Source organism: Paenarthrobacter sp. DKR-5 (assembly GCF_018531425.1).
Lineage (GTDB): Bacteria > Actinomycetota > Actinomycetes > Actinomycetales > Micrococcaceae > DKR-5.
The window spans coordinates 74,346-98,991 of sequence record NZ_JAHBOI010000002.1; the positions used below are offsets into that span (position 1 = coordinate 74,346).

The window sequence follows — 24,646 nt, forward strand, 5'->3', positions numbered from 1 at the left end:
TATGAGCATCAACGCGCCGCTGCCCGGAGACCCGCGCCGACCGCACGGTCCGCGCGACCCGGGTGACGCCTGGGTCGAGGGGGACCACGGCCGGTTCTGGGGCCGCTTCGGAGCCGCGGGAGCCCTGGTGCATGACGCCGGCCGCGGGATTCTCCTGCAGCACCGGGTCGAGTGGAGCGACCAGGGCGGGACGTGGGCGCTTCCTGGCGGTGCTCTGCACGCAGGCGAGGACGCCGTGACCGGCGCGCTCCGCGAGGCGCACGAGGAGGCCGCCGTGCCGGCCGGTCACCTGCGCGTGCTGTTCACCTCGGTCTTCGACGTCGGCTACTGGTCCTACACAACGGTCGCCGCCGAAGTCCTGACACCGTTCGAGCCGGCGATCACGGACCCCGAGAGCTTGGAACTTGCCTGGGTCCCGCTGGACGAGGTGGAGTTCAAGCCCCTGCATTCGGGCTTCGCTGCCGCCTGGCCGGAGCTGCGGGAGCGGCTCGCTTCCCGCGAGTTCCTTGTCGTCGACGCCGCCAACGTGGTCGGGTCGCGGCCGGACGGCTGGTGGCGCGACCGCCGGGCTGCCGCGCAGAGGCTCGTCGACGGCCTGGTGCAGCTGGCCCGGACCGGCCTGCCCCGCCGTGCCGGCCGAAGCTGGCCGCGCATCGTAGTCGTCACGGAGGGGCAGGCGCGTGGCGCCGAGGACCCGACAGGGCTGGTGCGTACGGTGGCCGCGCACGGGGACGGGGATTATGCGGTGGTGGAGACAGTGCGCGAACTCACCGCGGGCGGCGGTGCCAGCATCGAGGTCGTGACCGCCGACCGTGGACTGCGCCAGCGGATCGAGAAGCTGGGGGCCCGGGCGGCGGCACCGGGCTGGCTGCTCGACCATGTTGACTCTGCCCACACCTGACTCAGCCCGCCGCCGTGAGGCAGGTGCGGACGTCGTCGGGGAGTGTTGCTTTGCAGTAGCTGACGCCGTAGAAGTTTCCGATTGCCTGGTCGGTGTTGTTCTGCTGGGCGGGGAGTTGGTATTTGTTGGCGACGGTGAGGTAGGCGGTGGAGGAGAAGTCGCCGGTTCGGGCGACTTTGACGGTGTTGGTGGTGGTGATGTTGCCGGTGGGTTCGAGCCGGGTGGTTTCGACGGTGACGGTGGAGGTGCCGTCCGAGCGGTCGGGGCTCTTGATGCAGGTGATGATGTGTGTTTTGCCGGGAATGAGCGCCTGGGTGCCGCGTACGACGGGGATGGTGGTGGCGCTGAGGGTGCCGGCGACGCGGCATTCCGGAAAGACGGCTGTGGTGTTGGTGCTGCACTTGCTCATCTGGATTTTCAGTTGTGACAGTCCCGTACCGAAGCGGCCGATCTGGGTGTAGTTGGGGGAGTCAGTGAAGCATTTCTGGGTACCGGGCAGTTCGAAGGTGAACTTGACGGCGGCGCCGTAGGATTCGGATGCGGCGGCGGCCATGGTGGTGCCGGAGGCGGGTTTGGCGTAGCCGACGGATTGCTGGTCGACGGTGTTTCCGTCAAAGCGCAGGGCGGAGCCTGAGTCGGCGATGGAGACGTTGCCGTAGAGGCTCAGGGGCACGGCGGTGTTGACCGGTGCGGCGTTGGGCACCGATGTCGTCGACTTGCCCAGCACGTACGAATACAACAACGTGCCCCCGGCGGTACTTCCCGTGCTCGTGCCGGTGCCGGTCCCCGTGCTTGTGCTTGTTGCGGTCCCGGCGGCAGTCGCCGTGAGGCAGGTGCGGACGTCGTCGGGGAGTGTTGCTTTGCAGTAGCTGACGCCGTAGAAGTTTCCGATTGCCTGGTCGGTGTTGTTCTGCTGGGCGGGGAGTTGGTATTTGTTGGCGACGGTGAGGTAGGCGGTGGAGGAGAAGTCGCCGGTTCGGGCGACTTTGACGGTGTTGGTGGTGGTGATGTTGCCGGTGGGTTCGAGCCGGGTGGTTTCGACGGTGACGGTGGAGGTGCCGTCCGAGCGGTCGGGGCTCTTGATGCAGGTGATGATGTGTGTTTTGCCGGGAATGAGCGCCTGGGTGCCGCGTACGACGGGGATGGTGGTGGCGCTGAGGGTGCCGGCGACGCGGCATTCCGGAAAGACGGCTGTGGTGTTGGTGCTGCACTTGCTCATCTGGATTTTCAGTTGTGACAGGCCCGTACCGAAGCGGCCGATCTGGGTGTAGTTGGGGGAGTCAGTGAAGCATTTCTGGGTACCGGGCAGTTCGAAGGTGAACTTGACGGCGGCGCCGTAGGATTCGGATGCGGCGGCGGCCATGGTGGTGCCGGAGGCGGGTTTGGCGTAGCCGACGGATTGCTGGTCGACGGTGTTTCCGTCAAAGCGCAGGGCGGAGCCTGAGTCGGCGATGGAGACGTTGCCGTAGAGGCTCAGGGGCACGGCGGTGTTGACCGGTGCGGCGTTGGGCACCGATGTCGTCGACTTGCCCAGCACGTACGAATACAACAACGTGCCCCCGGCGGCGCTGGCAGCGGGAGGCGTCACCAAGCCAAGCCCCGACGTCAGTAGGGTTAGGCCAGTAACCGCGGCGGCGACGGCAGCCGGGCGCAGGGCTTTCAACGGTCTGTACTTCATGACGGTACTCCTCCTCGTGTCAGGCGCACGGCTGGCGCCGATCAACAACCGAGGACCCCGCCCGGGGGTAGAGTGCCACGGCGGAGGCGGCTGCACCAGAGTAGGACCGGCACGTGGCAAAAAGCCGGCGACCGGCAGGCGCGGGCTAGAGTTGGTTTTCGTGTTCACGAAACCTCCGCGGCTCAGCGTCCGGCACGACGAGAGCCGGGGCGCCGCCGCCGATCTCCAGACGGGCCTGGACTTGCTGGCCGAGGCGAAGGCCGGGCGGCTCGGCCCGACTCTTCGCTTTTACCGGCCCCGGCCGACCGTCGCCTTCGGCCAGCGGGACGCACACCTTGCCGGGTTCGAGGCCGCGGCCGACGCCTGCCGCCGGCACGGATTCGAGCCGCTCGTGCGCAAGGCCGGTGGCAGGGCCGCCGCCTACCATGAGGGCTGCCTGGTGGTGGACCACATCGAGCCGCAACAGGACGCCATCATGGGCGCCAAGGCGCGCTTCGCTGTGTTCGGCGCGCTGTTCGCCGATGCGCTCTCCTCACTCGGAGTGCCGGCAGACGTCGGTGAGATCCCGGGCGAATACTGCCCCGGCGAATTCAGCGTCCACGGGTGGGCCCCGCAGGATCCGGGCCGCCGGGTCAAGCTCGTCGGTACGGCGCAGCGTGTGGTCTCGGGGGCCTGGTTCTTCAGCTCGGTGCTCGTGGTGCAGGATTCCGCGCCGGTCCGGGCCGTGCTCACCGAGGTCTATGCGGCCCTCGGACTCGACTGGGATCCGGCCACAGCCGGCTCAGTCGAGGATCTGGTCTCCGGGGTAACGGTCGACGACGTCGAGCGCGCCGTGACCGGGGCCTACGGCCTTAGCGTCCCCGGCTGATCCACTCATCCAGGTGCGGCTTCTCCTCGCCGATCGAGGTGGAGTCGCCGTGCCCGGTGCGCACCACCGTGTCCTCGGGCAGCGTGAGCAGCTTCGACCGGATGGAGTCGATGATGGTCGGGAAGTCGCTGTAGGAACGGCCGGTCGCGCCCGGGCCGCCGCGGAAGAGCGTGTCCCCGGTGAAGACTGTTCCCTCGACCGGCAGGTAGTAACAGGTGGACCCGGGGGAGTGCCCCGGGGTGTGCAGGGCCCTCAGCGACTCGCCCGCAACCTCGAACACGTCCCCGTCCGCCACGTCACGCGCCGGCCCGGCCTCCGGATACACCAGATCCCAGAGCACCCGGTCCGCAGGGTGCAGGTATGTCGGTGCGTGCACCGCCGCGGCGAGGGCGTCGGCAGCGTCGATGTGGTCGTTGTGCGCGTGGGTGAGCAGCACGGCCTTCACCCGGCGGTCACCGACGTGCTCCAGAATCGCTGCGGCGTCGTGGGGGGCGTCGATGATGATGCACTCCTCGTCGTCGCCGATCACCCAGACGTTGTTCTCCACGTCCCAGCTGCCTCCGTCCAGGCTGAAGGTGCCGGACGTGACCAGCTGTTCAATGCGCAGGGCCATCAGAGTTCCACCACCGAGCGCAGGACGGTTCCGCCGTCCATCTTCGCGAAGGCTTCCTCGATCTGGTCCAGCGCGATCCGCTCGCTGACGAACGCGTCCAGGTCAAGCCGGCCCTGCTTGTACAGCTCCACCAGCATCGGGAAGTCCCTTGAGGGCAGGCAGTCCCCGTACCAGGAGGATTTCAGTGCGCCTCCGCGGCCGAACACATCCAGCAGGGGCAGTTCGATGGTCATATCCGGCGACGGCACCCCGACCAGGACCACCGTTCCGGCGTAGTCGCGTGCGTAGAAGGCCTGCTTGTAGGTCTCGGGCCGGCCGACGGCGTCGATGACGACGTCGGCGCCGAAACCGCCGGTCAGGTCCTGGATCGCTTTCACGGGGTCGGTTTCCTTGGAGTTGACCGTGTGGGTGGCTCCAAGTTCCTGGGCCTTCTGCAGCTTCCGCTCGTCAATGTCGACGGCGATGACCGTCGTCGCCCCGGCGAGGGCCGCCCCGGCGACCGCGGCGGTTCCAACGCCGCCGCACCCGATCACGGCCACGGACTGGCCCCGGCGGACGCCGGCGGTGTTGATCGCCGCGCCGATGCCGGCCATGATGCCGCAGCCGAGCAGGCCTGCCGCGGCCGGGTCGACGTCGTCGTCGATCTTCGTGCACTGGCCGGCGGCGACCAGCGTCTTCTCGGCGAAGGCGCCGATGCCGAGGGCGGGGGAGAGTTCGGTGCCGTCCTCGAGGGTCATCTTCTGCGTGGCGTTGTGGGTGTTGAAGCAGTACTGCGGCTCGCCGCGGCGGCAGGCCCGGCATTCGCCGCAGACGGCGCGCCAGTTGAGCACCACGCGGTCCCCGGGCTTGACCTCGGTGACATCGGGTCCGACGGCGGCGACCACTCCGGTGGCTTCGTGGCCGAGCAGGAAGGGGAAGTCCTCGTTGATCGCTCCCTGCTTGTAGTGCAGGTCGGTGTGGCAGACGCCGCAGGTGAGGATGTCCACCAGGGCCTCGCCGGGACCCGGGTCCGGCACCAGGATGGTTTCAATGGTGACCGGGGCGTTCTTGGAACGGGCGATGACGGCTTTCACGGAATGGGCCATGGTGAGGCTCCCTTCGTCGGCGGGGCGGTCTTTCCCATTCCACCACAGCGGTCCGGAAAGCAGGAATGACGCGGTTTCCCGCCGGTGACGCGCTTGATGGCGCGTCGCGGACGGGAAACCGCGTCATTTCCGAAGGTGCCGGTCCGGCTCGGTCCGTGCCGGGCAGGCTCAGGCGGCGAGGCGCTCCTTGACCTGGTTCAGCGACGGATTCGTGGCGGAGGAGCCGTCCGGGAAGATCACGGTGGGGACGGTCTGGTTGCCGTTGTTCAGCTTCTCCACCAGCTCCGCGGTGCCGGGAGTGTCCTCGATGTTGACCTCCGTGTAGCCGATGCCGGATGCGTCCAGCTGGGTCTTCAGGCGGCGGCAGTAGCCGCACCACGAGGTCGAAAACATGGTGATCGTGCCGGCGTCGGGTGTGTAGTCCACGAGTGCTCCTTGAAAAATGGCGGAAATTGGTCCGTTTGGGATAACGGTAACGCGTCGTCCGGCTATTCCCGCGGGCTGGTAAAGTAGCGCCATGGACGCACTGCTTCTTCGATAGCCGCCGCTCGCACCACAGGCGAGTGCGCGGCAGCCCCTCCTGAAGTGAGGGGCTTTTGTGTGTCCGGTACAAACACAGAACATGGAGTCGAGGCATCGTGAGCGCGCAGGCGGAAACAGGACAGCAGGCGGAGAAGGAAGCAGAGGCAGAAACGGCCTCCTACAGCTTTGCCGCCATGGAGGCGAAGTGGCCGGCCGTCTGGGACGAGCTCAAGGTCTTCACCCCGGCCGACGACGGCTCCAAAGAGCGCCGCTACGTGCTGGACATGTTCCCCTACCCCTCGGGTGACCTGCACATGGGCCACGCCGAGGCTTTCGCGATGGGCGACGTCGTCGCACGGTTCCTGCGCCAGCGCGGCTACGATGTGCTGCACCCGATCGGCTGGGACTCGTTCGGCCTGCCCGCCGAGAACGCCGCCATCAAGCGCAACGCCCACCCCAGCGAGTGGACCTACGCGAACATTGAGACCCAGGCCGCGTCGTTCAAGCGGTACGCCATCAGCGCCGACTGGTCCCGCCGGCTGCACACCTCCGACGCCGAGTACTACCGGTGGACGCAGTGGCTCTTCCTGCGCTTCTACGAGCGCGGACTGGCCTACCGCAAGAACCACCCGGTGAACTGGTGCCCGAAGGACCAGACCGTGCTGGCCAACGAGCAGGTCGTCAACGGCGCCTGCGAACGCTGCGGGACCCAGGTGACGAAGAAGTCCCTGAACCAGTGGTACTTCAAGATCACCGATTATGCGGACCGGCTGCTGGATGACATGGCGGACCTGCAGGGGCACTGGCCCGAGCGCGTGCTGGCCATGCAGCGCAACTGGATCGGGCGCTCCGAGGGCGCCCACGTGAACTTCGTGATCGAAGGTGAGGGCGACGCACCGGCACGGGAGGTCACGGTCTTCACTACCCGGCCCGACACCCTGTACGGCGCAACGTTCTTCGTCGTTGCGGCCGACGCCGACATCGCCGCCGAGCTGGTGACCGCTGACCGCCGCCAGGATCTGGAGGGGTACCAGGACAAGGTGAAGGCCCTGTCCGAGATCGAGCGGCAGAGCACCGAGCGGGAGAAGACGGGCGTCTTCCTCGGCCGGTACGCGGTCAACCCGCTCAACGGCGAGAAGCTGCCGGTCTGGGCCGCCGACTACGTGCTGGCCGACTACGGCACCGGCGCCATCATGGCCGTGCCCGCGCACGACCAGCGCGACCTCGATTTTGCCCGGGCGTTCGACCTGCCGGTGCGCGCCGTCGTCGACACCGGTCAGGAGGATCCGGCCGGCACCGGCGTGGCGACCGCCGGGGAGGGCAAACTGATGAACTCGGGGCCGCTGGATGGCCTGAGCAAGGCTGAAGCCATTCCGGCCGCCATCAGCATCCTCGAGGAGAAGGGCACCGGCGAGAAGACCGTGAACTTCCGTCTGCGCGACTGGCTCGTGTCGCGGCAGCGGTTCTGGGGCGCGCCGATTCCCATCATCCACTGCCCCGCGTGCGGCGAGGTTCCGGTCCCCGACGACCAGCTCCCCGTGCGCCTGCCGGACAACCTGCGCGGCGAGGAGCTCGCCCCGAAGGGCACCTCCCCGCTGGCCGCGGCCCAGGACTGGGTCAACGTCGCCTGCCCGGCGTGCTCCGGACCGGCCAAGCGGGACACGGACACCATGGACACCTTCGTCGATTCGTCCTGGTACTTCCTGCGCTTCGCGAGCCCGGAGTACACCGACGGGCCGTTCGACCCGGCAGCCGCCAACCGCTGGCTGCCCGTGGACCAGTACGTCGGCGGTGTCGAGCACGCGATCCTGCACCTCCTGTACGCGCGGTTCTTCACCAAGGTGATCCACGACCTGGGCCTGGTCAATTTCACCGAGCCGTTCAAGGCGCTGCTGAACCAGGGCCAGGTGCTCAACGGCGGCAAGGCGATGAGCAAGTCGCTGGGCAACGGCGTGGACCTGGGCGAGCAGTTGGACAAGTTCGGCGTCGACGCCGTCCGGCTGACCATGGTGTTCGCCTCCCCGCCCGAGGACGACGTCGACTGGGCTGACGTGTCGCCGTCGGGTTCGGCCAAGTTCCTCGCGCGCGCCTGGCGGCTGGGGCAGGACGTCACCAGCGCGCCCGGGACCGACCCGGCCGCCGGCGATGCGTCGCTGCGCGCCGTCACCCACCGGACCATCGCCGAGGCGACGGAGCTGCTGGAGAACAACAAGTTCAACGTGGTCGTCGCCAAGGTGATGGAGCTCGTGAACGCGACCCGGAAGGCAATCGACGCGGGCCCTGGCGCTGCTGATCCGGCGGTGCGCGAAGCCGCCGAGGCCGTGGCAGTGATCCTGAGCCTGTTCGCTCCCTACACCGCCGAGGACCTGTGGAGCCTGCTCGGCAGGGAGGCCTCGGTGGCAAACGCCGGGTGGCCCGTGCACGATCCGGCCCTGCTGGTGCAGGACACGGTCACCGCCGTCGTCCAAGTGCAGGGCAAGGTGCGCGACCGGCTGGAGGTTGCCCCGGACATCAGCGAGGACCAGCTGCGCGAAGCCGCCCTGGCATCGGCGAACGTGCAGAAGATCCTCGACGGCCGGGGAATCCGGACCGTCATTGTGCGGGCGCCCAAGCTGGTCAACATTGTTCCGGCCTGATGCGGCCTGACGCTGGTTTGTTGAACCGGGCCTGTTGATGCAGTCCTGTTGACGCGGTCCGGGCTCGGTCCGGGCGGGAAGGGGAGCCGTGGCTGAGGGCGAACAGCCTGCGCTGGCGTGGCTGCGCTCCCGGCTGGGCCGGGTCCGCCTTCCTTGGCGTGCCGCCGCAGTGGAGGCGCGGCCCGCGATCGCCGTCGTCACGGATTCGGCCGCCGCGCTGCCGCCGGAGTGGGCTGCGGCTTTCGCCGCAGACCGCCGGCTCACCGTGGTTCCGATGCCCGTCATGGTGGGCGAGGAGATCTTCGGCGAGGGCGAAGACGATATCGGCGAGACGATTTCGCTCGCCCTCGCGGCGGGCAAGCCGGTGCGCACTTCGCGCCCTTCGCCCGGGCAGTTCGAGGCCGCCTACCGGGCCGCTGAGGTCGCCGGGTTCGCGGGAATCGTGTCGGCGCACCTGTCCGCGGACCTGTCCGGCACGGTGGAGGCGGCCCGGCTGGCGGCGTCGCGGGTAGGCATCCCGGTCGAAGTGGTCGACACGCGCACTGTCGGGATGGCCCAGGGTTTCGGGGTGCAAGCGGCCGTGCTGGCGGCCGCTGCGGGCATGGGGCTGGACGACGTCGCCCGGCTGTGCCGGCGCCAAGTCGATGCGACGAAGGTGCTCTTCTATGTCCCGAGCCTGGAACAGCTGCGCCGCGGCGGCCGGGTGGGGGCGGCGGCCTCCTGGATCGGCACCGTGTTCGCGATCAAGCCGATTCTTGCGGTGGAGGGCGGAATAGTCGTCCCGCTTGAACGCGTCCGCACCGTTCCGCGTGCGGTGGCGCGGCTCAAGGAGCTGGCCGCGGAGCGGCTCGCCCAGCTGCCGCCGGAACGCGCGCGGCTTGCAGTACACCATTTCGGCAACCAACCGCAGGCGCAGGAGCTGCTCGACGAGCTTGTCGCGGCGGGGCCGTCGGGCGTGGAGGCGCAGCTCAGCCGGCTGCCGGCGGTGCTGGCCGCGCATGCGGGACTGGGCGTGCTGGTGGTGGTGACGGCGGAGGCGGTCCTGCCGGGCGACTAGGTCCGCTGCGGCGCTCCGGCCGATAAACTTGGGCGCATCGGCTGCCCGTGCTTTCCCGGCCGGGCAGCGCCTTTGAGGAGGCCATCATGACGGTCCAGGTTCACCGCATTGCCAAGTACGACGGGGACGTGACGAGGGAGGTGTCCTACTTCCTCAAAGCCTTCCATCACGAGTTGATCAGTGTGCAGTTCGTGACGACGGCAGTGCCGGATCCGAAGACTGCCGGAAGGTCCGCCGTCCTGTACGAGGCGTACGTGACGTTCAACTCGTAGCAGGCAACTCACCGTCCTGCCCGTCCGGCCGCGCATCTCGTCCTGCACAGGCGGGCGCCGGTCGCCGGGTGTGCAGATACTGCTCCGGCCGCCGGCCGTGGCGTGGCGGGGACTCCTAGCGTGGGTCCATGGACCATGCGCAGGGCCGGCACCGGGCCGGTCACCCTCCGGAGCCACCCCGGGCTGCCCCGCCGGTGCCCGTCGCGCGCACGGCGTCGGGAGCTGCGGCGCTGCGTTCGGCGCGGTGGAGGCGGCTGCTGAGCCAGGACCGCGGTGCGGCGCCGCTGCTGCCCGGCCGCGGGGAGCCGGCCGTGGCCGGCGGAAGTCCGCCTCCGGCCACGGCGGACCTGGAGTCGGCTCGACGCCGGTGGTCGCTGCGGTGGCGGGTCGGTGCCGGCGCGGCAGTTATGCTGCTGGCGGTGGCCGCGGGGGTGCTGGCGGTGCTGTGGTTCCAGTCCGCCACGCGTTCGATGGAGGTTCACCGCGTCGATGCCTCCGCAGTGCGGAGCCCCGCCTCCGCTGGTCCGCGGGACGCCGCGCCAGGCGCCTCAGCGCCGCCCTCGGCGGCAGCCGACGCGGGGTTGCCGGCGGCGTCCGGAAGTGCCTCCGGAACTGCGTCCGACAGCGCGTCCGGGGGCGCGTCCGGTACGGTGGTCGTCCACGTGGCCGGCGCCGTTGCGAAGCCCGGCGTGTTCACCCTGGCTGCGGGCAGCCGGGTCGTCCAGGCGCTCCAGGCGGCGGGCGGCCCTCGTCCGGAGGCGGTCACCGCTGCGCTCAACCTCGCGGCGGTGCTCAGCGACGGCGAACAGGTGCTCGTCCCGGCAAAGGGGGAACAGCTTCCCGCGGCCGCTCCGACCGTTGCCTCCGGCACAGCGAAGCGATCGGCAGCTGCGACCCGAAAGGTGAACCTCAACACGGCGGGGGTCGAGGAGCTAACCACGCTGCCCAAGGTCGGGCCGGTGCTCGCCCAGCGGATTGTGGACTGGCGGAGCCAGCATGGTGCCTTCGGGAGCGCCCAGGAGCTCGATGCCGTGGAGGGCGTGGGGCCAAAGCTGCTTGAAGCACTGTTGCCGCTGGTGGCGGTCTGAGGTGCCAGCGCCGTGGGAACGGTACGTCGCCGCAGCCAGAGCTGCGGCCGGGCCCGCCGCGTCGCCGGACCCACCGCCTGCGGTGGAACCCGACGGCGCCGATGCCCCGGCCGGAGAGCGGGCACCCGAGCGCGCGCGGGCCGAGGCGCGGGCACCCGAACGGGTGCCGGCCGAGGCGCGGGCACCCGAACGGGCGCAACGGGCCGACTTCCGGCTGGTCCCGAGTGCGCTGGCCGGCTGGACGGCGGCCTGGGTAGGTGCCCGTATTGCTCCCTCAGCATCGGGTCTGACTGCCCTCGGGCTACTTACCTCAGCGGTCTTGCTGCTGGCCCTGTGCCGCGGCGGACGCCGGCGCTCCCTTCGCGCGGCTGCGGTGGCGTTCGCTCTCCCGCTCCTGGCCGCAGCCGTGGTCCTCGCCGCTGCAGGCGCGAGAATGAGTGCCGCGACGGCCGGGCCGGTCGGGCAGGCAATCGCCGGCGGCGCGACCGTCATCGCTGAGCTGGAGGTCACCGGCGAACCCAAGGCACTGGTACGCCCGGACGTGCACACTGGCAGCGACCGGGTCGCCGTCGCCGCCACGATCCGGGCGGCCGCATCAAATGGACTACTCTTCGAAGCCGCCGCCCCCGTCCTTGTCCTTGGTGACAGGGCCTGGCTGGCGCTGCAGGCGGGGGAGCGGGTGCGGGCAGCAGGAACCCTTCGCGAGGCGGAGCCAGGGGACAGTGTGGTCGCGACCTTCTCACCAGGGGCGCCCCCTGTAAAGACCGCCGCCGGTTCCCTCCTCCGTCCCGGAGGCGGCGGGGCGGGCTCGTCTCCCGGACCGCAGGCAGTCAGGGAGCGGTTCCGCGCCGCCGCTGGCTGGCTCTGGCCCGAAGCTGCCGGCTTGGTGCCGGGCATGGTGGTCGGAGACCGATCCGCCATCCCGGCAGGGCTCAACGCCGCCATGAAGGAAACTGGACTGACGCACTTGACGGCCGTCAGCGGCACCAACTGCAGCCTCGTACTGGGCGCTGTGTTGCTGCTCTGCCGCTCGGTGCGGCTGCCCCGCCGGGTCGCGGCGGCTGCGGCAGCGGCGGCCTTGTTGGGCTTCGTCTGGGTGGTCGGCCCGGACGCCAGTGTGCTGCGCGCGGCCGTCATGGGCGGGATCGGGCTCGCAGCCGTGCTCCCCGGTCGGCCGGGGAAGCCGGGCGCCGCTCTTTGCGCCGCCGTCGTGCTGTTGCTTGCTGCGGACCCGTGGCTCGCGACCGGTTACGCCTTCGTGCTGTCAGTCCTCGCCACCGCGGGCCTGGTCCTGTTCGGCGGCCGGTGCGCCACGTGGCTCCACCGGTGGCTGCCGGGCTGGCTCGCCCGGGCCGTGGCTGTGCCTCTGGCCGCGCAGCTCTTCTGCGGCCCGGTGCTGGTCCTGCTGCAGCCCCAGCTCACCGTGTACGCGGTGCCCGCGAACGTCCTGACGGCGCCCCTGGTCGGCGTGGTCACCATCGCCGGCACCGCATCCCTGGTCGTGCTGCCGTTGCTTCCTCCCGCCGCCGCCGTGCTGACTGGTGCGGCAGGTGTCGCTGCGCAGGCGGTCGGCGGCATTGCCCTCGTCTTCGCGGCGCTCCCCGGTGCTGCTCTGCCTTGGCCGGAAGGAGCCGGAGGTGTGGCCCTCATGGCAGCGCTTTCGGTTGCCGGGTTTTGTCTCCTGGCTGCGGCCTCGCATCATTCCGCGGCCGTCAGCGCGGTGCGGCGCGCAGGCAGCCGGGCGGGCCGGGCCGCACCGCGGCGGTGGCTGCGCCGCCGTGCAGGGCTACGGGCCGCGGCGAAGTACGCCGCACTGTTCGTGGCGACTGCTCTGGTAGCTGCTGCCCTGGCAGCGATCCCTGTCGGTGCAGGCTGGTTGAAAGACCAGCGGCGGTGGACCATCGTCGCGTGCGATGTGGGCCAGGGCGACGGACTGGTAGTGCGGACAGCGCCCCACAGCGCCCTCGTGATCGACGCCGGCCCTGACCCGGTCCCGATGCGCCGATGCCTTGACGACCTCGCCGTGACGACCGTTGACCTCTTCGTCATCACGCACTTCCACGCCGACCATTACGGCGGCACCGCCGGCGTGCTCGCTGGCAGGAAGGTGCGGGCCGCACTCGCGTCGGCGGCAGGCGGCCCGGTGCCGAAGACCGTGGACGATCAGCTGCGCGGCGCCGGAGTCCCGCTGGAGCGCGCTTCCGAGGGCAGGTCCGGCACGACGGGCTCAGTCGACTGGAGGGTTCTCTGGCCCGTCGCACCGCTGCCGCCGCCGGCGGCGGTGCCGCCAAACCCGAACGACTCGAGCATCGTTCTGAACGTTGAGGCGGCCGGCTCGGACGGATCAAGGCTGAGCGCACTGATGACCGGGGACATCGAAGAGGACGCTGCCGCGAGGCTGCTGGCCCGCGGCAGGCTCGCTGCGGTTGACGTGCTCAAGGTGGCCCATCACGGGGCGCGGAACGGTGGCAGCGACGTCATCCGTTCCAGCCGCGCGGCCCTCGCTCTCGTTTCGGTTGGTGCGGGCAACGATTACGGTCATCCGGCCCCGGCAACCCTGCAGGCGCTCAGTCACTTCCGGGTACAGGTCGCCCGGACGGACCTGCAGGGACGAATCTATGTGGACAAGGAAGCGGGGGTACTGGAGTGGTCGGGATCGAAATGACCGCCGGCTTGAGCTGCCGGGCGCCGCCGCCGGAAAGAGCGTTGCCTGGCTTGGGAATGAATCCGCGCCGTGGCAGGCTTGGAGGGTGATGTTCCTCCCGCACCCCGTCAGCGCATGACCCCTCCCAAGCAGGCCGCCGCACGCGCCAATGCCGTCAGCTGGCGGGACGTCGACCCGGCCCCGGTGGTGCTGGTCAGCGGGCCTGAGGAGTACCTGGCCATACGCGCAATGGACACTGTGCGGGCCAAGTTGCGCGTGTCCCACCCCGATCTGGAGGTGACGAAGCTCGACGCCGGCAGCTACACCGCCGGACAGCTCGCCATGACGGCCAGCCCGTCCCTGTTCGGCGAAGGCAAGCTGATCGAGGTGAGCGGCCTCGCCGCGATGAACGACGACTTCCTCACCGACGGCTTGGCCTATCTCAATGACGTCGCGGAGGACGTGGTCCTCGTGCTGCACCACGGCGGGGGAGTGCGCGGCAAGAAGCTGCTCGACGCCGTGAAAGCGGCGGGAGCTCCGGTGGTCGACTGCCAGCCGCTGAAGAAGGATGCGGACAAAGCCGCCTTCGTCTCCGGCGAGTTCCGGGCCGGTGGGAGGCGTATCGAGGGTGCCGCAGTGCAGGCCCTGGTGGCAGCGGTCGGAGCTAACCTGTCCGAACTCGCCGCGGCGTGCCGGCAGCTCATTGAGGACTCAACAACCGCCGTCACCACCGACACGGTGGAGAAGTACTACGGCGGCCGGGTCGAGGCGACGGCCTTCCGGGTCGCCGACGCGGCCGTGGGCGGTCAAGGTCCGCTGGCCCTGTCCATGCTCCGCCACGCGCTGGCCACAGGGGTGGATCCGGTGCCGCTCGTTGCTGCCCTCGCCATGAAGGTCCGCACGGTCGCCAAGGTGGCCGGTGCCCGCGGGTCCTCGGCCCAGATAGCCAAAGAATTCGGCATGCAGCCGTGGCAGGTGGACCAGGCGCGGCGCGATGCGAACCGCTGGACCGAAGAGGCCCTCGTGCGTTGCGTCCGGATTCTCGCCGAGGCTGACGCCCAGGTGAAGGGCGAGGCGCGGGACCCAGTCTACGCCGTCGAACGCGCTGTCACGGCCGTCGCTTTGGCCGCACGCCGGGGCTGAGCCGGCACGCCGCATCCCGGGCTTCCGAACCGTTAAACCACCGCACCGTTAGACATCCGGACCGTTAAACAGCCGGACCGTTAAACAGCTGTGGCCGGCACCCGAAGGTGCCGGCCACAGCGCGCTGCCCGGAGGCTGCGGAAAACCTTAGAGCGCGCTGACCTTCTTGGCGATCGCGGACTTGCGGTTGGCAGCGTTGTTCTTGTGAATGACGCCCTTGCTCACAGCCTTGTCCAGCTTCTTGCCGGCAACGGCCAGAGCAGCCGCCGCAGCATCCTTGTCGGCGGACTCAACAGCGGAGTTGACCGAGCGGATGACAGTCCTCAGTTCGGACTTGACCGCGTTGTTGCGCTGGCGCGCCTTCTCGTTGGTGAGAATGCGCTTCTTCTGGGACTTAATGTTGGCCACTAATAAACTCTCTTTGTAATGCGGACTGGGTCGGTGAGGGCATTTCAAACTGACCATTGACTGAGCGGCGTGGGGATACCGTAATGGCAGTCAGCTTGTAGTGCCCGCCGACACAAGCGGACACACAGCTATAGATATTAGCAGACAACGGGCCACGGGGTCCTTCTTCAGCGCCAGCCGTGTCGGGCCCGGAGTGCATCTGCCACTAGTGAAAAGCGCACACGCTCCAGAATACCGCCCTCGCGCCGCACCGCAGCGGGGTCCACGCGCAGCACGCGGTCCAGACGCAGCGTGCTTCCGCGGCCCTGCCGGTCCCAGGGGCCGGCACCGAGGCTGAGGTACTCGCTGCGCTGCGCCTTCCGGCCGGGCGTGGCGCCCGGCGGGGGAGGATTCTTCGATGTCAGCATCAGGCCCAGCAGGTATTTCCGGTCCCGGCCCACGAGCAGCACGGGACGGTCCTTGCCTTGGCCGTGGTCCTCCTCGAACGGAACCCAGGCCCACACGACCTCACCGGGCTCCGGGCGTCCGTTGCGGCGGGGCGAGTACAGCACCGTCGAACGCCCGGTGAAGTCGCCCGGGTAGCGGCCGCGGGGCGCGGTGCCGGTGAGCGCGCGCCAGAGGGCGCGGAGGAATCCGCGGACAAGCGGTGAAGGGCGTGGTGGCATGGCCCCACGCTAAGGGCCGCCGGGCCCGGGGGAGTGGGCGGCGCGCGGGGACGACGTCGGCGCTGCGATCGTGGGAGACTGTTAACTCCATAGTGTCCAACAGTGAGGAACCCGCGTGTCACCGATGGCCCGCACCGCTCCGGTGCCTGCCGCCACCGATCCGGCGATCATTCGTAACTTCTGCATCATTGCGCATATCGACCACGGGAAATCCACCCTTGCGGACCGCATGCTGCAGCTGACCGGCGTCGTCGAATCCCGGGACATGCGCGCCCAGTACCTGGACCGGATGGACATCGAGCGCGAACGCGGCATCACCATCAAGTCCCAGGCCGTGCGCATGCCGTGGGAAGTCGACGGCACCGCCTACGCCCTGAACATGATCGACACGCCGGGCCACGTGGATTTCACCTATGAGGTCTCCCGCTCGCTCGCGGCGTGTGAGGGCGCCGTGCTGCTGGTCGACGCGGCGCAGGGGATTGAAGCGCAGACGCTCGCGAACCTCTACCTGGCGATGGAAAACGACCTGACGATCATCCCGGTCCTGAACAAGATCGACCTGCCGGCCGCGCAGCCGGAGAAGTACGCCGCGGAGATCGCCAAGCTGATCGGCGGCGAGCCGGAGGACGTGCTGCTCGTCTCCGGCAAGACCGGCGTCGGCGTGGAGGCGCTGCTGGACAAGGTGGTCCAGGAGATCCCGGCCCCGGTCGGCGATCCTGATGCCCCCGCGCGGGCCATGATCTTCGACTCGGTGTACGACACCTACCGCGGCGTGGTCACCTACGTGCGGGTGGTCGACGGCAAGCTGAGCCCCCGGGAACGCATCCAGATGATGTCGACGAAGGCGAGCCACGAGCTGCTCGAGATCGGCGTGAGCTCCCCGGAGCCGACGCCGTCCAACGGCCTTGGCGTGGGCGAGGTGGGCTACCTCATCACCGGTGTGAAGGACGTGCGCCAGTCCAAGGTGGGTGACACCGTCACCAATCTGGCTAACCCGGCCGCGGAGTCCCTGGGCGGTTACCAGGACCCGAAGCCGATGGTGTTCTCCGGCCTCTACCCCCTCGACGGCACCGACTACCCGGTCTTGCGGGACGCGCTCGACAAGCTCAAGCTCAACGACGCCGCCCTCGTCTACGAACCCGAGACCTCCGCAGCCCTCGGGTTCGGCTTCCGTGTCGGTTTCCTTGGCCTGCTGCACCTGGAAATCGTGCGGGAACGGCTGGAACGCGAGTTCAACCTGGACCTGATCTCCACGGCGCCGAACGTGGTGTACGAGGTGACGCTGGAGGACAAGAGCATCGTCACGGTCACCAACCCGAGCGAGTTCCCCACGGGCAAGGTGATGGAGGTCCGTGAGCCCATGGTGTCGGCCACCATCCTGGCCCCGAACGAGTTCGTCGGCTCCATCATGGAGCTGTGCCAGCAGCGCCGTGGCGTCCTCGGCGGCATGGATTATCTGTCCGAGGACCGGGTCGAGATCCGCTACCGACTGCCGCTGGCCGAGATCGTCTTCGACTTCTTCGACATGCTCAAGTCCCGCACCCGCGGCTACGCCTCGCTGGACTGGAAGGCGGACGGGGACCAGGTGGCCGACCTGGTCAAGGTGGACATCATGCTCCAGGGCGAGCAGGTGGACGCGTTCAGCGCCATCACCCACCGCGACAAGGCCTACGCCTACGGCGTGATGATGACCAGCAAGCTGCGCGAACTGATCCCGCGCCAGCAGTTCGAAGTGCCCATCCAGGCTGCGATCGGGGCGCGCATCATCGCGCGTGAGAACATCCGGGCGATCCGCAAGGACGTGCTGGCCAAGTGCTACGGCGGCGACATCACCCGTAAGCGCAAGCTGCTCGAGAAGCAGAAGGAAGGCAAGAAGCGGATGAAGATGGTGGGCCGCGTCGAGGTCCCGCAGGAAGCCTTCATCGCCGCACTGTCTTCCGACGAGTCATCGAAGGACAAGGCCAAGAAGTAGTGCCCAGCGTTCTACCCCTCGGGGATCCGGCTCCCGCCGACGGCGTGCTGCCGGCCCAGGCCGCCGCCGGCGCCGCCGAGCGGCGTTTTGGCCTGTACGCGCACATCCCGTTCTGTGCGGTGCGCTGCGGCTACTGCGACTTCAACACCTACACCGCGCGTGAACTTGGCGGAGGAGCCTCGCAGGACGCCTACGCTGGCACTGCCGTGCAGGAGGTCCGGTTCGCGGCCGAAGCTCTCCGCGCCTCCGGCCTGCCTCCGCGGCCGCTGAGCACGGTCTTTTTCGGCGGCGGCACCCCGACGCTGCTGCCGGCGCCCGACCTCGTGGATATCCTGGCTGCGGCGACGGCCGAATGGGGCATCGAGGACGGCGCCGAGGTGACAACCGAAGCCAACCCGGACTCCGTGACGCCGGAATCGCTGCAGCAGCTCGCCGACGGTGGGTTCACCCGCGTCTCCTTCGGGATGCAGTCGGCGGTGCCGCATGTGCTCAAGGTCCTGGACCGCACCCACGAACCGTCCCGCGTCCCGCTGGCGGTCGAATGGGCGCGGGAAGCGGGCCTGAAGGTCAGCGTTGACCTGATCTACGGCACCCCCGGCGAATCCATGCAGGACTGGGAGACCTCACTGGATGCTGCGCTCGGCTACGAGCCGGACCACATCTCCGCCTACGCCCTGATCGTTGAAGACGGCACGAAGCTGGCCGCCCGGATCCGGCGCGGTGAGGTCCCCCCGGTGGACGACGACGACCATGCTGCCAAGTACGTGCTGGCCGACGAGAGGATGCAGGCAGCCGGACTGTCCTGGTACGAGGTGAGCAACTGGGCGCGCACCCCGGAGGACGCCTGCCGGCACAACCTGGCGTACTGGCGCGGCGAGGACTGGTGGGGCCTCGGGCCGGGCGCACACTCGCACGTGGGCGGAGTCCGTTGGTGGAATGTGAAGCACCCGGTGGCCTACGCCGGCCGGCTGGGCCGCGGGGAGTCCCCGGCGGCCGGACGGGAGACGCTGGACGCGCCGACGCGCGAGGTGGAGCGCGTGATGCTGCTGACACGGCTGGCGGAGGGATTGCAGAGCTCAAGCCTGGCGGTGCCGGCGCGGCGGGAAGTGGCGGGCCTGATCGCCGAAGGGCTCGTGGACGGGGCCGCCGCCCTTGGTGGACGGGTCGTGCTGACCCTACGCGGGCGGCTGCTGGCCGACGCCGTCGTCCGGCGCCTCCTGCCCGAGGACTGACGCCCCGGAACTTCCTCGCACCGCGCACACCGCACGAAAGGGCGCCAATGGCGGCTTCCGGCGCGGAAAGCCCGCCACAACTGGCCGTTCGCGCGGGTCCTGACCCGGGGTTGCGTCCTGCCCGGGTCCTGACCCGGGGCAGCTGGCCTGGCGGGGCTACTTGATGAGGCGCAGGTTGTACTGGTAGCGGTACGGCTGGCCGCGGTTGACGCGGATTCCGGCGATGACGGAGAACACCGCGATGCCGAGCCAGATCAAGGTGGCCAGCACCGCGAAAATGTTGCCGACCGCCGGAATGATCACCAGCAGGTTGGCGAGCATCGCCACCACCGTGGGCGGCAGCGTGAAGTTCAGCGCTTCCTTGGACTCCTGGGCAGTGAAGGGGCCGCGGTCGCGGAAGACCAGGTAGATGAGCAGGGACGGCACGAAGCCGAGGATCCCGCCGAAGTGCGCGAGGGTGGCCCATTGGCGGTCCTCGGTCGCTGTCAGTGGCAAGGCGTTCGGGGCCACACCCTGGTAGGGCGGCTGCTGCGGAGCGGCGCCACGGTCCAGACGGTCCGGGTGTTCTTCGCGCGGGCTCATGGTCACTGTCTTTCCTCTGCGGTGCTTATTCGGGCCGCTGATCGCGTCCATTACTGCTTCAAGGATACGTGCTGCCGGAGGCGCCCCGCTCGCGGCGGCGGCTCAACCGCCTTCAGCGGTCAGGAAGTCGATGACCTCCTCGACGCGGCCGAGCAGCGACGGCTCGAGGTCCGCGTAGCTGTGCACCGCGCCAAGCAGGCGTTTCCACCCCATGGCGATGTCGGCCGGACCCTCGTGCGGCCAGCCGAACGCGGTGAGGATTCCGACTTTCCACTCCACCGACCGCGGCACCTGCGGCCACGCTTCGATGCCGAGCACCTGCGGCTTGATCGCCTGCCACACGTCGACGTAGGGGTGCCCGACGATCAGGACGTTGCCGCGCGCCCCGGGAACCGCCATGGCGGCTGCGGCGATGCGCGACTCCTTCGAGTCCGCCACCAGATGGTCCACCAGGATGCCGAGCTTGCGGTCCGGGCCGGGGGAGAAGTCCCGCACGGCGGCGGCGAGATCGTCAACGCCGTGCAGCGGTTCGACGACGACGCCTTCCACCCGCAGGTCATCTCCCCAGACCTTTTCGACCAGTTCAGCGTCGTGCTTTCCTTCGACCCAGATGCGGCTGGCCTTGGCGACGCGCGCCCGCTGCCCGGCGACCTTCACGGAACCGGAGGCGGTGCGCTGCGGCGCCGCAGCTGTCTTCGCCACGGGTGCGACGACCTTCACCGGCCTGCCGTCGAGCAGGAAGCCGAAGCCGAGCCGGAAGGACTTGGATTTGCCGCGCCGGTCCTCCAGCGCCATGACGTGCATCCCGCCGGACTTTTCGACCCGGGTCACCGCGCCGACCCATCCGCTCTGGACATCTTCGAGTACCAGGCCCGGCTCGGCCGGCACCTCGGGCAGGGCTTCCTTGCGGGGGGCGCTCAGGTCCTGGGGACCCCACTGGTGGTAGGACAAGGTTCCGCCTCTTCCGGCCGTCGGTGCTGATTCCCCGGCCGCGGCGCGGCGCGGCGTGCTTTTCGCCCGGGGCTAACCCATATTAACAAGCCGGGTGGTCGTATTAGACTTAGCACTTGAGCATGTTGAGTGCTAACTGCATTCATTCCCAACGGCTGCGACGAACAGTGGAGGTGACCCGTGAGCGAACCGAGGCGGCTGGAAGTCCTGCGGGCCATCGTGGAGGACTACGTCCACTCGCGTGAGCCCGTCGGCTCCAAAGCGCTCGTCGAGCGGCACAAGCTCGGGGTGTCGAGCGCGACCATCCGCAACGACATGGCCGCCCTAGAAGAGGAAGGCCTGATTGCCGCCCCCCACACGAGTGCCGGACGTATTCCCACGGACAAGGGCTACCGCCTGTTCGTGGACCAGATTTCCGCGGTCAAGCCGCTGTCGGCGGCTGAGCGGAGGGCCATCCAGGCGTTGCTCAACGGGGCGGATGACCTCGATGACATCCTCGAGCGGACGGTGCGGCTGCTCTCGCAGCTGACCAACCAGGTCGCCGTCGTGCAGTACCCGCACTGGAACAGCGCTGCGGTGCGGCATGTGGAGTTCGTCCTGCTGGCTCCCCGGCAGCTGCTGATCGTGCTGATCGCCGAGACCGGCAAGGTGGAGCAGCGGGTCATCGAGACGGGCCAGGACATCACGGACGCAAATGTGGCCGAACTGCGGGCCGCGTTCCTGGCCAAATGCGTGGGCACGTCGCTCAGCGCGCTGCCGCGGGTCCTTCCTCTCATCCTGGGCTCCGTGCCGGCGCAGCTGCAGGCCGTGGCGCAACGGGCTGCCACGGCGCTGGAAGCGCTGTCGCAGGCCGCGAAGGAGGACCGGATCGTGCTTGCCGGAACTGCCAACCTCGCACGCTCCAACGTCGATTTCCCGCTGAGCATCGGGCCGGTGCTCGAAGCGTTGGAGGAGCAGGTGGTGATGTTGCGGCTGCTGTCCGAAATGGCGCAGGACGCGCGCGGCGTGGCCGTGAGCATCGGACGGGAAAACGCCTACGACAGCCTGGCCGAAGCTTCGGTCGTCGCCACCGCCTACGGGCCGGACTCGACCGCCAAGATCGGGATCCTCGGGCCCACCCGGATGGACTATCCCACGACGATGGCCGCCGTGCGCGCCGTCGCCCGCTACCTGTCAAAAATTCTGGCCGGATAGCAGCGCGCCAGCGCCGCCGGCTGCACCAGTAGTACAAGAGGAAGAGAAAGCATACTGTGAGCACTCACTATGACGTCCTTGGGGTTTCGCGGGACGCCACCAGCGAAGAGATCAAGAAGGCTTACCGCAAGCTCGCCCGCAAACTCCACCCGGACGTGAACCCCGGCGAGGACGTGTCGGACAAATTCAAGCAGGTCTCGCACGCCTACGAGGTGCTGTCGGACCCCCAGAAGCGCCGCGTCTACGACACAACCGGCAACGAGAACGGCACCGACAACGGCTTCGGGGGCGGCGGCGGTTACGCCGGGCCGGGCTTCGCCTTCCAGGACATCTTCGAGACCTTCTTCGGCGGCGGCGGGGGCCAGGCCGGGCCGGCCTCACGGGTGCGCCGCGGCCAGGATGCGCTCATCAACGTGCGCATCGACCTCAAGGACGCCGTCTTCGGCGCCAACAAGAAGATCGAGGTGGACACAGCCGTCGTTTGCCCCACCTGCGACGGCAGTTGCTGCCGCCCGGGCACCTCGCCGGTCACCTGCGACATCTGCGGTGGTTCCGGGCAGGTCCAGCGCACCGTCCGCTCCATTCTGGGCCAGGTCGTGACGGCGGCCCCCTGCGGTTCCTGCCAGGGCTTCGGCACGGTCATCCCGGACCCGTGCAACGAGTGCCACGGTGAAGGCCGCATCCGCAGCCGCCGGTCGCTGACCATCAAGGTCCCCGCAGGCGTCGCCACAGGCACCAGGATCCAGCTGGGCGGCCAGGGCGAAGCCGGTGTCGCCGGCGGCCCGGCGGGCGACCTCTATGTCGAGATCCGGGTCAACAATGACCCGACCTTCGTCCGCGAGGGCGATGACCTGCATGCCACGCTGAGCGTGCCGATGACAGCTGCTGCGCTGGGCACCGACCTCAAGCTGGAGACGTTCGACGGCGAGCAGGAGATCGCGGTCAAGCCCGGAACCCAGTCCGGCGAAGTGGTCACCCTGAAGGCCATGGGCGTGACCCACCTGCGCGGCTACGGCCGCGGGGACCTGAAGGTGCACCTCCAGGTGGAGACCCCGACGAAGCTCGACCCGGCCCAGGAAGACCTGCTCCGACAGCTGGCCGGACTGCGCGGGGAGCATTCCTCGGAGGGCAAGCTCGTCACCAGCGGCGGGATGTTCGCGAAGCTGCGCGACCGCTTCGGCAACCTCTAGGCCGTGACAGCGCCGATCTTCTTCGCGCCCGCCGAACTCCTCGCACCGCTGGTTCCAGGCTCGACCTTCGTCCTGGGCGGCCCGGAAGGCCGGCACGCCGCGACGGTGAAGCGTCTCGGCCCCGGCGAGGCTGTCGACGTCGTCGACGGCGCCGGTCTGCGGGTGCGCTGCACCGTGCTCGGAGCCGCGGACGGGGAGCTGGAGCTGACGGTGGAGGCCGCCGGCCGCGAACCCGCGCCGCCGGTGTCCCTGACCCTGGTGCAGGCGCTGGCCAAGGGGGACCGGGACGAGCTGGCCATCGAGACGGCAACCGAACTCGGCGTCGACGCGGTGGTGCCCTGGCAGTCCGAGCGGGCGATCGTGCGCTGGAAGGCCGAGCGCGCCGCCAAGTCGCTGGCCAAATGGCAGTCCGTGGTGGCTGCCGCCGCGAAGCAGGCCCGCCGCGCCGTCGTCCCCGATGTATCCGGCCTTGCGGACACGGCTGCGCTTGCCGCCGCAGCCGAAGCTCCCGGCACTGTGGCCCTGGTGCTGCACGAGGACGCAGAGGAGTCGATCCGCTCCGTCCTGCAGCGCAGGGTCGGACCGGCGGACCAGCGCGGCGCCGAGCGGATCATGGTCATTGTCGGCCCGGAAGGCGGCATTAGCCCGCGCGAAGTGGAACGGCTGAGCGCGGCGGGCGCGTCCACCGTCAGGCTGGGTCCGCACGTCCTGCGGTCCTCGACGGCCGGACCGGCCGCAATCGCAGTGATCAGCGAATACCTCGGACGCTGGGACTGACCGGCCGGCCCACTTGGCCAGCCTATTTAACCGTGATGGACTTGCTGTCCACGTTCTGCTGAAGCTGGGCGGGACCGGGGGACGGCTGGAAGACCCGGACCTCGTACTTGCCCGGCGCCAGGTTCACCGTCACGGCGAAGTCGCCCATCTGCCCCTTGGGGCTGTTGAGCTGGGTGCTGCCGCTGAGGTACACGTTCTTGCTGCCGTTGCCGTCCAGCTTGAGGATCTGCCAGCTCAGGGTCGAGGTCGGCGACACCCCGCGGCCGGTGATCTTCAGATGTCCGTCCGGGACCTGGGAGCCCTCCTGCGGGTCGATGATCCAGACCGGCGCCTGCAGCGAACTGTCGCGGAGCATCGGCTGCCCGAGCTTCACATGGCCGAATGCGGCGTAGTCAGTATGGCCGTCGACCAGCACCACCACCTGGATCGCTTCGTTCGAATCGACCAGTCCGGCGGCTCCCGCGGCCGCGGTGGCGGTGAAGACAAGCTGCTGGACCGCGCGCTGTGCCATCCCGGCGTCGAGGTCCCCTCCGAACGCGTCGTGCGACACGTCCACGGTGATCAGGTTTTTCCCCGAGATGGAGGCGCCGAGCCGGGTGGGCCGCTGCCACGCGGTGAAGTACTCCGGATCGGCGGGCCGCTGGCTCATCATGGCCCACAACGCCGACGAAATCGGGTCACCGTGATCCGGGACATCGAGGAACTCGCGGTAAAGATTCACCGCATCATTGCTGCGGCCCAGCCAGTACACGGGCGTCTTCGACGCGCTCTGCGCTGTTTCCAGCGGGGCGTTGCTGATGGTCGGGTTCGCCGACGTCGAATACGAATACGGACTCATCGGCAGCGAGGAGCCGGACCCTTCGGGCCGCGGAACGCCGGTGCAGCCGCTGAGCACGAGCGCCGCTGCGGGCACCAGCAACCACCCCGCGGCGCGGGCGAGGGCGCTGGAGGCGGAACGGACGCCGGTGGACCTGATGATGCGACCCTTTCTGAGGCGGAGGGACCGGCGGTGGTCCGCCGGGACAAGTGTGTGCCGGTGCGTCCGCCTCCCCGGCGGACCACCCACGCATTTCAGCTTGGCATAGCCGGAGGCCCGAATCGGGGGCTGGAGCCGCCTGGGCCCGAACTGAAACCTGATTGATACCGTGCCGAGACTGAGTCGATACCT

22 protein-coding genes are annotated in these 24,646 nt (G+C 69.2%); 13 read left to right on the plus strand and 9 right to left on the minus strand.

Annotated elements, in window-relative coordinates; translation table 11 throughout:
- Window position 1: 1 nt before the first annotated feature.
- A complete protein-coding gene (locus KIH31_RS03690) occupies window positions 2-901 on the plus strand; it encodes an NUDIX domain-containing protein (RefSeq protein WP_214425746.1) in 900 nt (299 codons plus the stop codon).
- A 1-nt stretch (window position 902) separates the two neighbouring features.
- Here KIH31_RS03690 and KIH31_RS03695 read toward each other — a convergent pair whose 3' ends face one another.
- Window positions 903-2,579 (minus strand): hypothetical protein, encoded by a 1,677-nt coding sequence (locus KIH31_RS03695; RefSeq protein WP_214425747.1) that lies wholly within the window; start codon window positions 2,577-2,579, stop codon window positions 903-905.
- A 160-nt stretch (window positions 2,580-2,739) separates the two neighbouring features.
- Here KIH31_RS03695 and KIH31_RS03700 point away from each other — a divergent pair, with 160 nt between their 5' ends.
- Entirely contained in the window at window positions 2,740-3,447 is a 708-nt protein-coding gene (locus KIH31_RS03700) for a lipoate--protein ligase family protein (protein WP_307857530.1), read from the plus strand.
- Here the strand turns inward: KIH31_RS03700 and KIH31_RS03705 are convergent.
- The 3 genes from KIH31_RS03705 to KIH31_RS03715 form a co-directional block, all read right to left on the minus strand.
- On the minus strand, window positions 3,431-4,060 hold the full coding sequence (locus tag KIH31_RS03705; RefSeq protein ID WP_214425749.1) for an MBL fold metallo-hydrolase: 630 nt from the start codon (window positions 4,058-4,060) through the stop codon (window positions 3,431-3,433). The two genes, KIH31_RS03700 and KIH31_RS03705, sit on opposite strands and share 17 nt — an antisense overlap.
- Window positions 4,060-5,145 carry an S-(hydroxymethyl)mycothiol dehydrogenase gene (locus KIH31_RS03710; RefSeq protein WP_214425750.1) on the minus strand — a complete coding sequence of 362 codons (1,086 nt, stop codon included), beginning with the start codon at window positions 5,143-5,145 and terminating at the stop codon, window positions 4,060-4,062. Before KIH31_RS03710 ends, KIH31_RS03705 begins: the two co-directional genes overlap by 1 nt.
- A 168-nt stretch (window positions 5,146-5,313) precedes the next feature.
- Window positions 5,314-5,571 (minus strand): mycoredoxin, encoded by a 258-nt coding sequence (locus tag KIH31_RS03715; RefSeq protein WP_307857531.1) that lies wholly within the window; start codon window positions 5,569-5,571, stop codon window positions 5,314-5,316.
- Between the two features lie 212 nt (window positions 5,572-5,783).
- On the opposite strand from KIH31_RS03715, the gene leuS reads away from it, so the two are divergent.
- From leuS to holA, 6 genes are all read left to right on the plus strand, one after another.
- Window positions 5,784-8,303, plus strand: a complete 2,520-nt coding sequence (leuS, locus tag KIH31_RS03720) for a leucine--tRNA ligase (RefSeq protein ID WP_307857532.1) — start codon at window positions 5,784-5,786, stop codon at window positions 8,301-8,303.
- 88 nt (window positions 8,304-8,391) lie between these two features.
- Entirely contained in the window at window positions 8,392-9,360 is a 969-nt protein-coding gene (locus KIH31_RS03725; RefSeq protein WP_214425751.1) for a DegV family protein, read from the plus strand.
- An 86-nt stretch (window positions 9,361-9,446) separates the two neighbouring features.
- On the plus strand, window positions 9,447-9,632 hold the full coding sequence (locus KIH31_RS03730) for a hypothetical protein (RefSeq protein ID WP_214425752.1): 186 nt from the start codon (window positions 9,447-9,449) through the stop codon (window positions 9,630-9,632).
- 128 nt (window positions 9,633-9,760) lie between these two features.
- Window positions 9,761-10,720: a helix-hairpin-helix domain-containing protein gene (locus KIH31_RS03735; RefSeq protein ID WP_214425753.1), complete on the plus strand. Its 960-nt coding sequence runs from the start codon at window positions 9,761-9,763 to the stop codon at window positions 10,718-10,720.
- Between the two features lies 1 nt (window position 10,721).
- Window positions 10,722-13,385 carry a ComEC/Rec2 family competence protein gene (locus tag KIH31_RS18065; RefSeq protein WP_214425754.1) on the plus strand — a complete coding sequence of 888 codons (2,664 nt, stop codon included), beginning with the start codon at window positions 10,722-10,724 and terminating at the stop codon, window positions 13,383-13,385.
- A 114-nt stretch (window positions 13,386-13,499) separates the two neighbouring features.
- Complete coding sequence (gene holA, locus KIH31_RS03745) at window positions 13,500-14,507, plus strand: DNA polymerase III subunit delta (RefSeq protein ID WP_214425755.1); 1,008 nt, start codon at window positions 13,500-13,502, stop codon at window positions 14,505-14,507.
- A 147-nt stretch (window positions 14,508-14,654) separates the two neighbouring features.
- Here the strand turns inward: holA and rpsT are convergent, their stop codons facing one another.
- Entirely contained in the window at window positions 14,655-14,915 is a 261-nt protein-coding gene (gene rpsT, locus KIH31_RS03750; protein WP_214425756.1) for a 30S ribosomal protein S20, read from the minus strand.
- Window positions 14,916-15,082: 167 nt separating this feature from the next.
- A complete protein-coding gene (locus KIH31_RS03755) occupies window positions 15,083-15,580 on the minus strand; it encodes a type II toxin-antitoxin system PemK/MazF family toxin (RefSeq protein WP_214425757.1) in 498 nt (165 codons plus the stop codon).
- A gap of 115 nt (window positions 15,581-15,695) precedes the next feature.
- Between KIH31_RS03755 and lepA the strand changes: the two genes are divergently transcribed.
- Together lepA and hemW are read left to right on the plus strand one after the other, a co-directional pair.
- Window positions 15,696-17,552, plus strand: coding sequence for a translation elongation factor 4 (gene lepA, locus KIH31_RS03760; RefSeq protein ID WP_214425758.1), 1,857 nt, complete (start codon window positions 15,696-15,698; stop codon window positions 17,550-17,552).
- The gene (hemW, locus tag KIH31_RS03765) at window positions 17,552-18,784 is read left to right on the plus strand and encodes a radical SAM family heme chaperone HemW (RefSeq protein WP_214425759.1); all 1,233 of its coding nucleotides are present in this window, start codon (window positions 17,552-17,554) and stop codon (window positions 18,782-18,784) included. Before lepA ends, hemW begins: the two co-directional genes overlap by 1 nt.
- Window positions 18,785-18,940: 156 nt before the next feature.
- Here the strand turns inward: hemW and KIH31_RS03770 are convergent, their stop codons facing one another.
- Window positions 18,941-19,366 (minus strand): DUF4870 domain-containing protein, encoded by a 426-nt coding sequence (locus KIH31_RS03770; RefSeq protein WP_214425760.1) that lies wholly within the window; start codon window positions 19,364-19,366, stop codon window positions 18,941-18,943.
- 102 nt (window positions 19,367-19,468) lie between these two features.
- Entirely contained in the window at window positions 19,469-20,317 is an 849-nt protein-coding gene (locus KIH31_RS03775; protein ID WP_214425761.1) for a DUF3097 domain-containing protein, read from the minus strand.
- Window positions 20,318-20,497: 180 nt separating this feature from the next.
- Between KIH31_RS03775 and hrcA the strand changes: the two genes are divergently transcribed.
- The 3 genes from hrcA to KIH31_RS03790 are packed head-to-tail and all read left to right on the plus strand — an operon-like array spanning window position 20,498 to window position 23,478.
- Window positions 20,498-21,511, plus strand: coding sequence for a heat-inducible transcriptional repressor HrcA (gene hrcA, locus KIH31_RS03780; RefSeq protein WP_214425762.1), 1,014 nt, complete (start codon window positions 20,498-20,500; stop codon window positions 21,509-21,511).
- 56 nt (window positions 21,512-21,567) lie between these two features.
- Window positions 21,568-22,701 (plus strand): molecular chaperone DnaJ, encoded by a 1,134-nt coding sequence (gene dnaJ, locus KIH31_RS03785; RefSeq protein ID WP_214425763.1) that lies wholly within the window; start codon window positions 21,568-21,570, stop codon window positions 22,699-22,701.
- A gap of 3 nt (window positions 22,702-22,704) precedes the next feature.
- Window positions 22,705-23,478: a 16S rRNA (uracil(1498)-N(3))-methyltransferase gene (locus KIH31_RS03790; RefSeq protein ID WP_214425764.1), complete on the plus strand. Its 774-nt coding sequence runs from the start codon at window positions 22,705-22,707 to the stop codon at window positions 23,476-23,478.
- A 22-nt stretch (window positions 23,479-23,500) separates the two neighbouring features.
- On the opposite strand, the gene KIH31_RS03795 is transcribed toward KIH31_RS03790, so the two are convergent.
- Window positions 23,501-24,391 carry a GerMN domain-containing protein gene (locus tag KIH31_RS03795; protein WP_307857533.1) on the minus strand — a complete coding sequence of 297 codons (891 nt, stop codon included), beginning with the start codon at window positions 24,389-24,391 and terminating at the stop codon, window positions 23,501-23,503.
- Window positions 24,392-24,646 lie beyond the last annotated feature (255 nt).

Excerpts from the sequence above, each read along its gene's own strand:
- KIH31_RS03755 (WP_214425757.1), bottom strand. The coding sequence starts at position 15,580 with ATGCCACCACGCCCTTCACCGCTTGTCCGCGGATTCCTCCGCGCCCTC.
- KIH31_RS03730 (WP_214425752.1), top strand. The coding sequence starts at position 9,447 with ATGACGGTCCAGGTTCACCGCATTGCCAAGTACGACGGGGACGTGACG.
- KIH31_RS03690 (WP_214425746.1), top strand. The coding sequence starts at position 2 with ATGAGCATCAACGCGCCGCTGCCCGGAGACCCGCGCCGACCGCACGGT.
- KIH31_RS03710 (WP_214425750.1), bottom strand. The coding sequence starts at position 5,145 with ATGGCCCATTCCGTGAAAGCCGTCATCGCCCGTTCCAAGAACGCCCCG.
- KIH31_RS03770 (WP_214425760.1), bottom strand. The coding sequence starts at position 19,366 with ATGAGCCCGCGCGAAGAACACCCGGACCGTCTGGACCGTGGCGCCGCT.
- KIH31_RS03695 (WP_214425747.1), bottom strand. The coding sequence starts at position 2,579 with ATGAAGTACAGACCGTTGAAAGCCCTGCGCCCGGCTGCCGTCGCCGCC.
- KIH31_RS03705 (WP_214425749.1), bottom strand. The coding sequence starts at position 4,060 with ATGGCCCTGCGCATTGAACAGCTGGTCACGTCCGGCACCTTCAGCCTG.
- holA (WP_214425755.1), top strand. The coding sequence starts at position 13,500 with ATGACCCCTCCCAAGCAGGCCGCCGCACGCGCCAATGCCGTCAGCTGG.
- KIH31_RS03735 (WP_214425753.1), top strand. The coding sequence starts at position 9,761 with ATGGACCATGCGCAGGGCCGGCACCGGGCCGGTCACCCTCCGGAGCCA.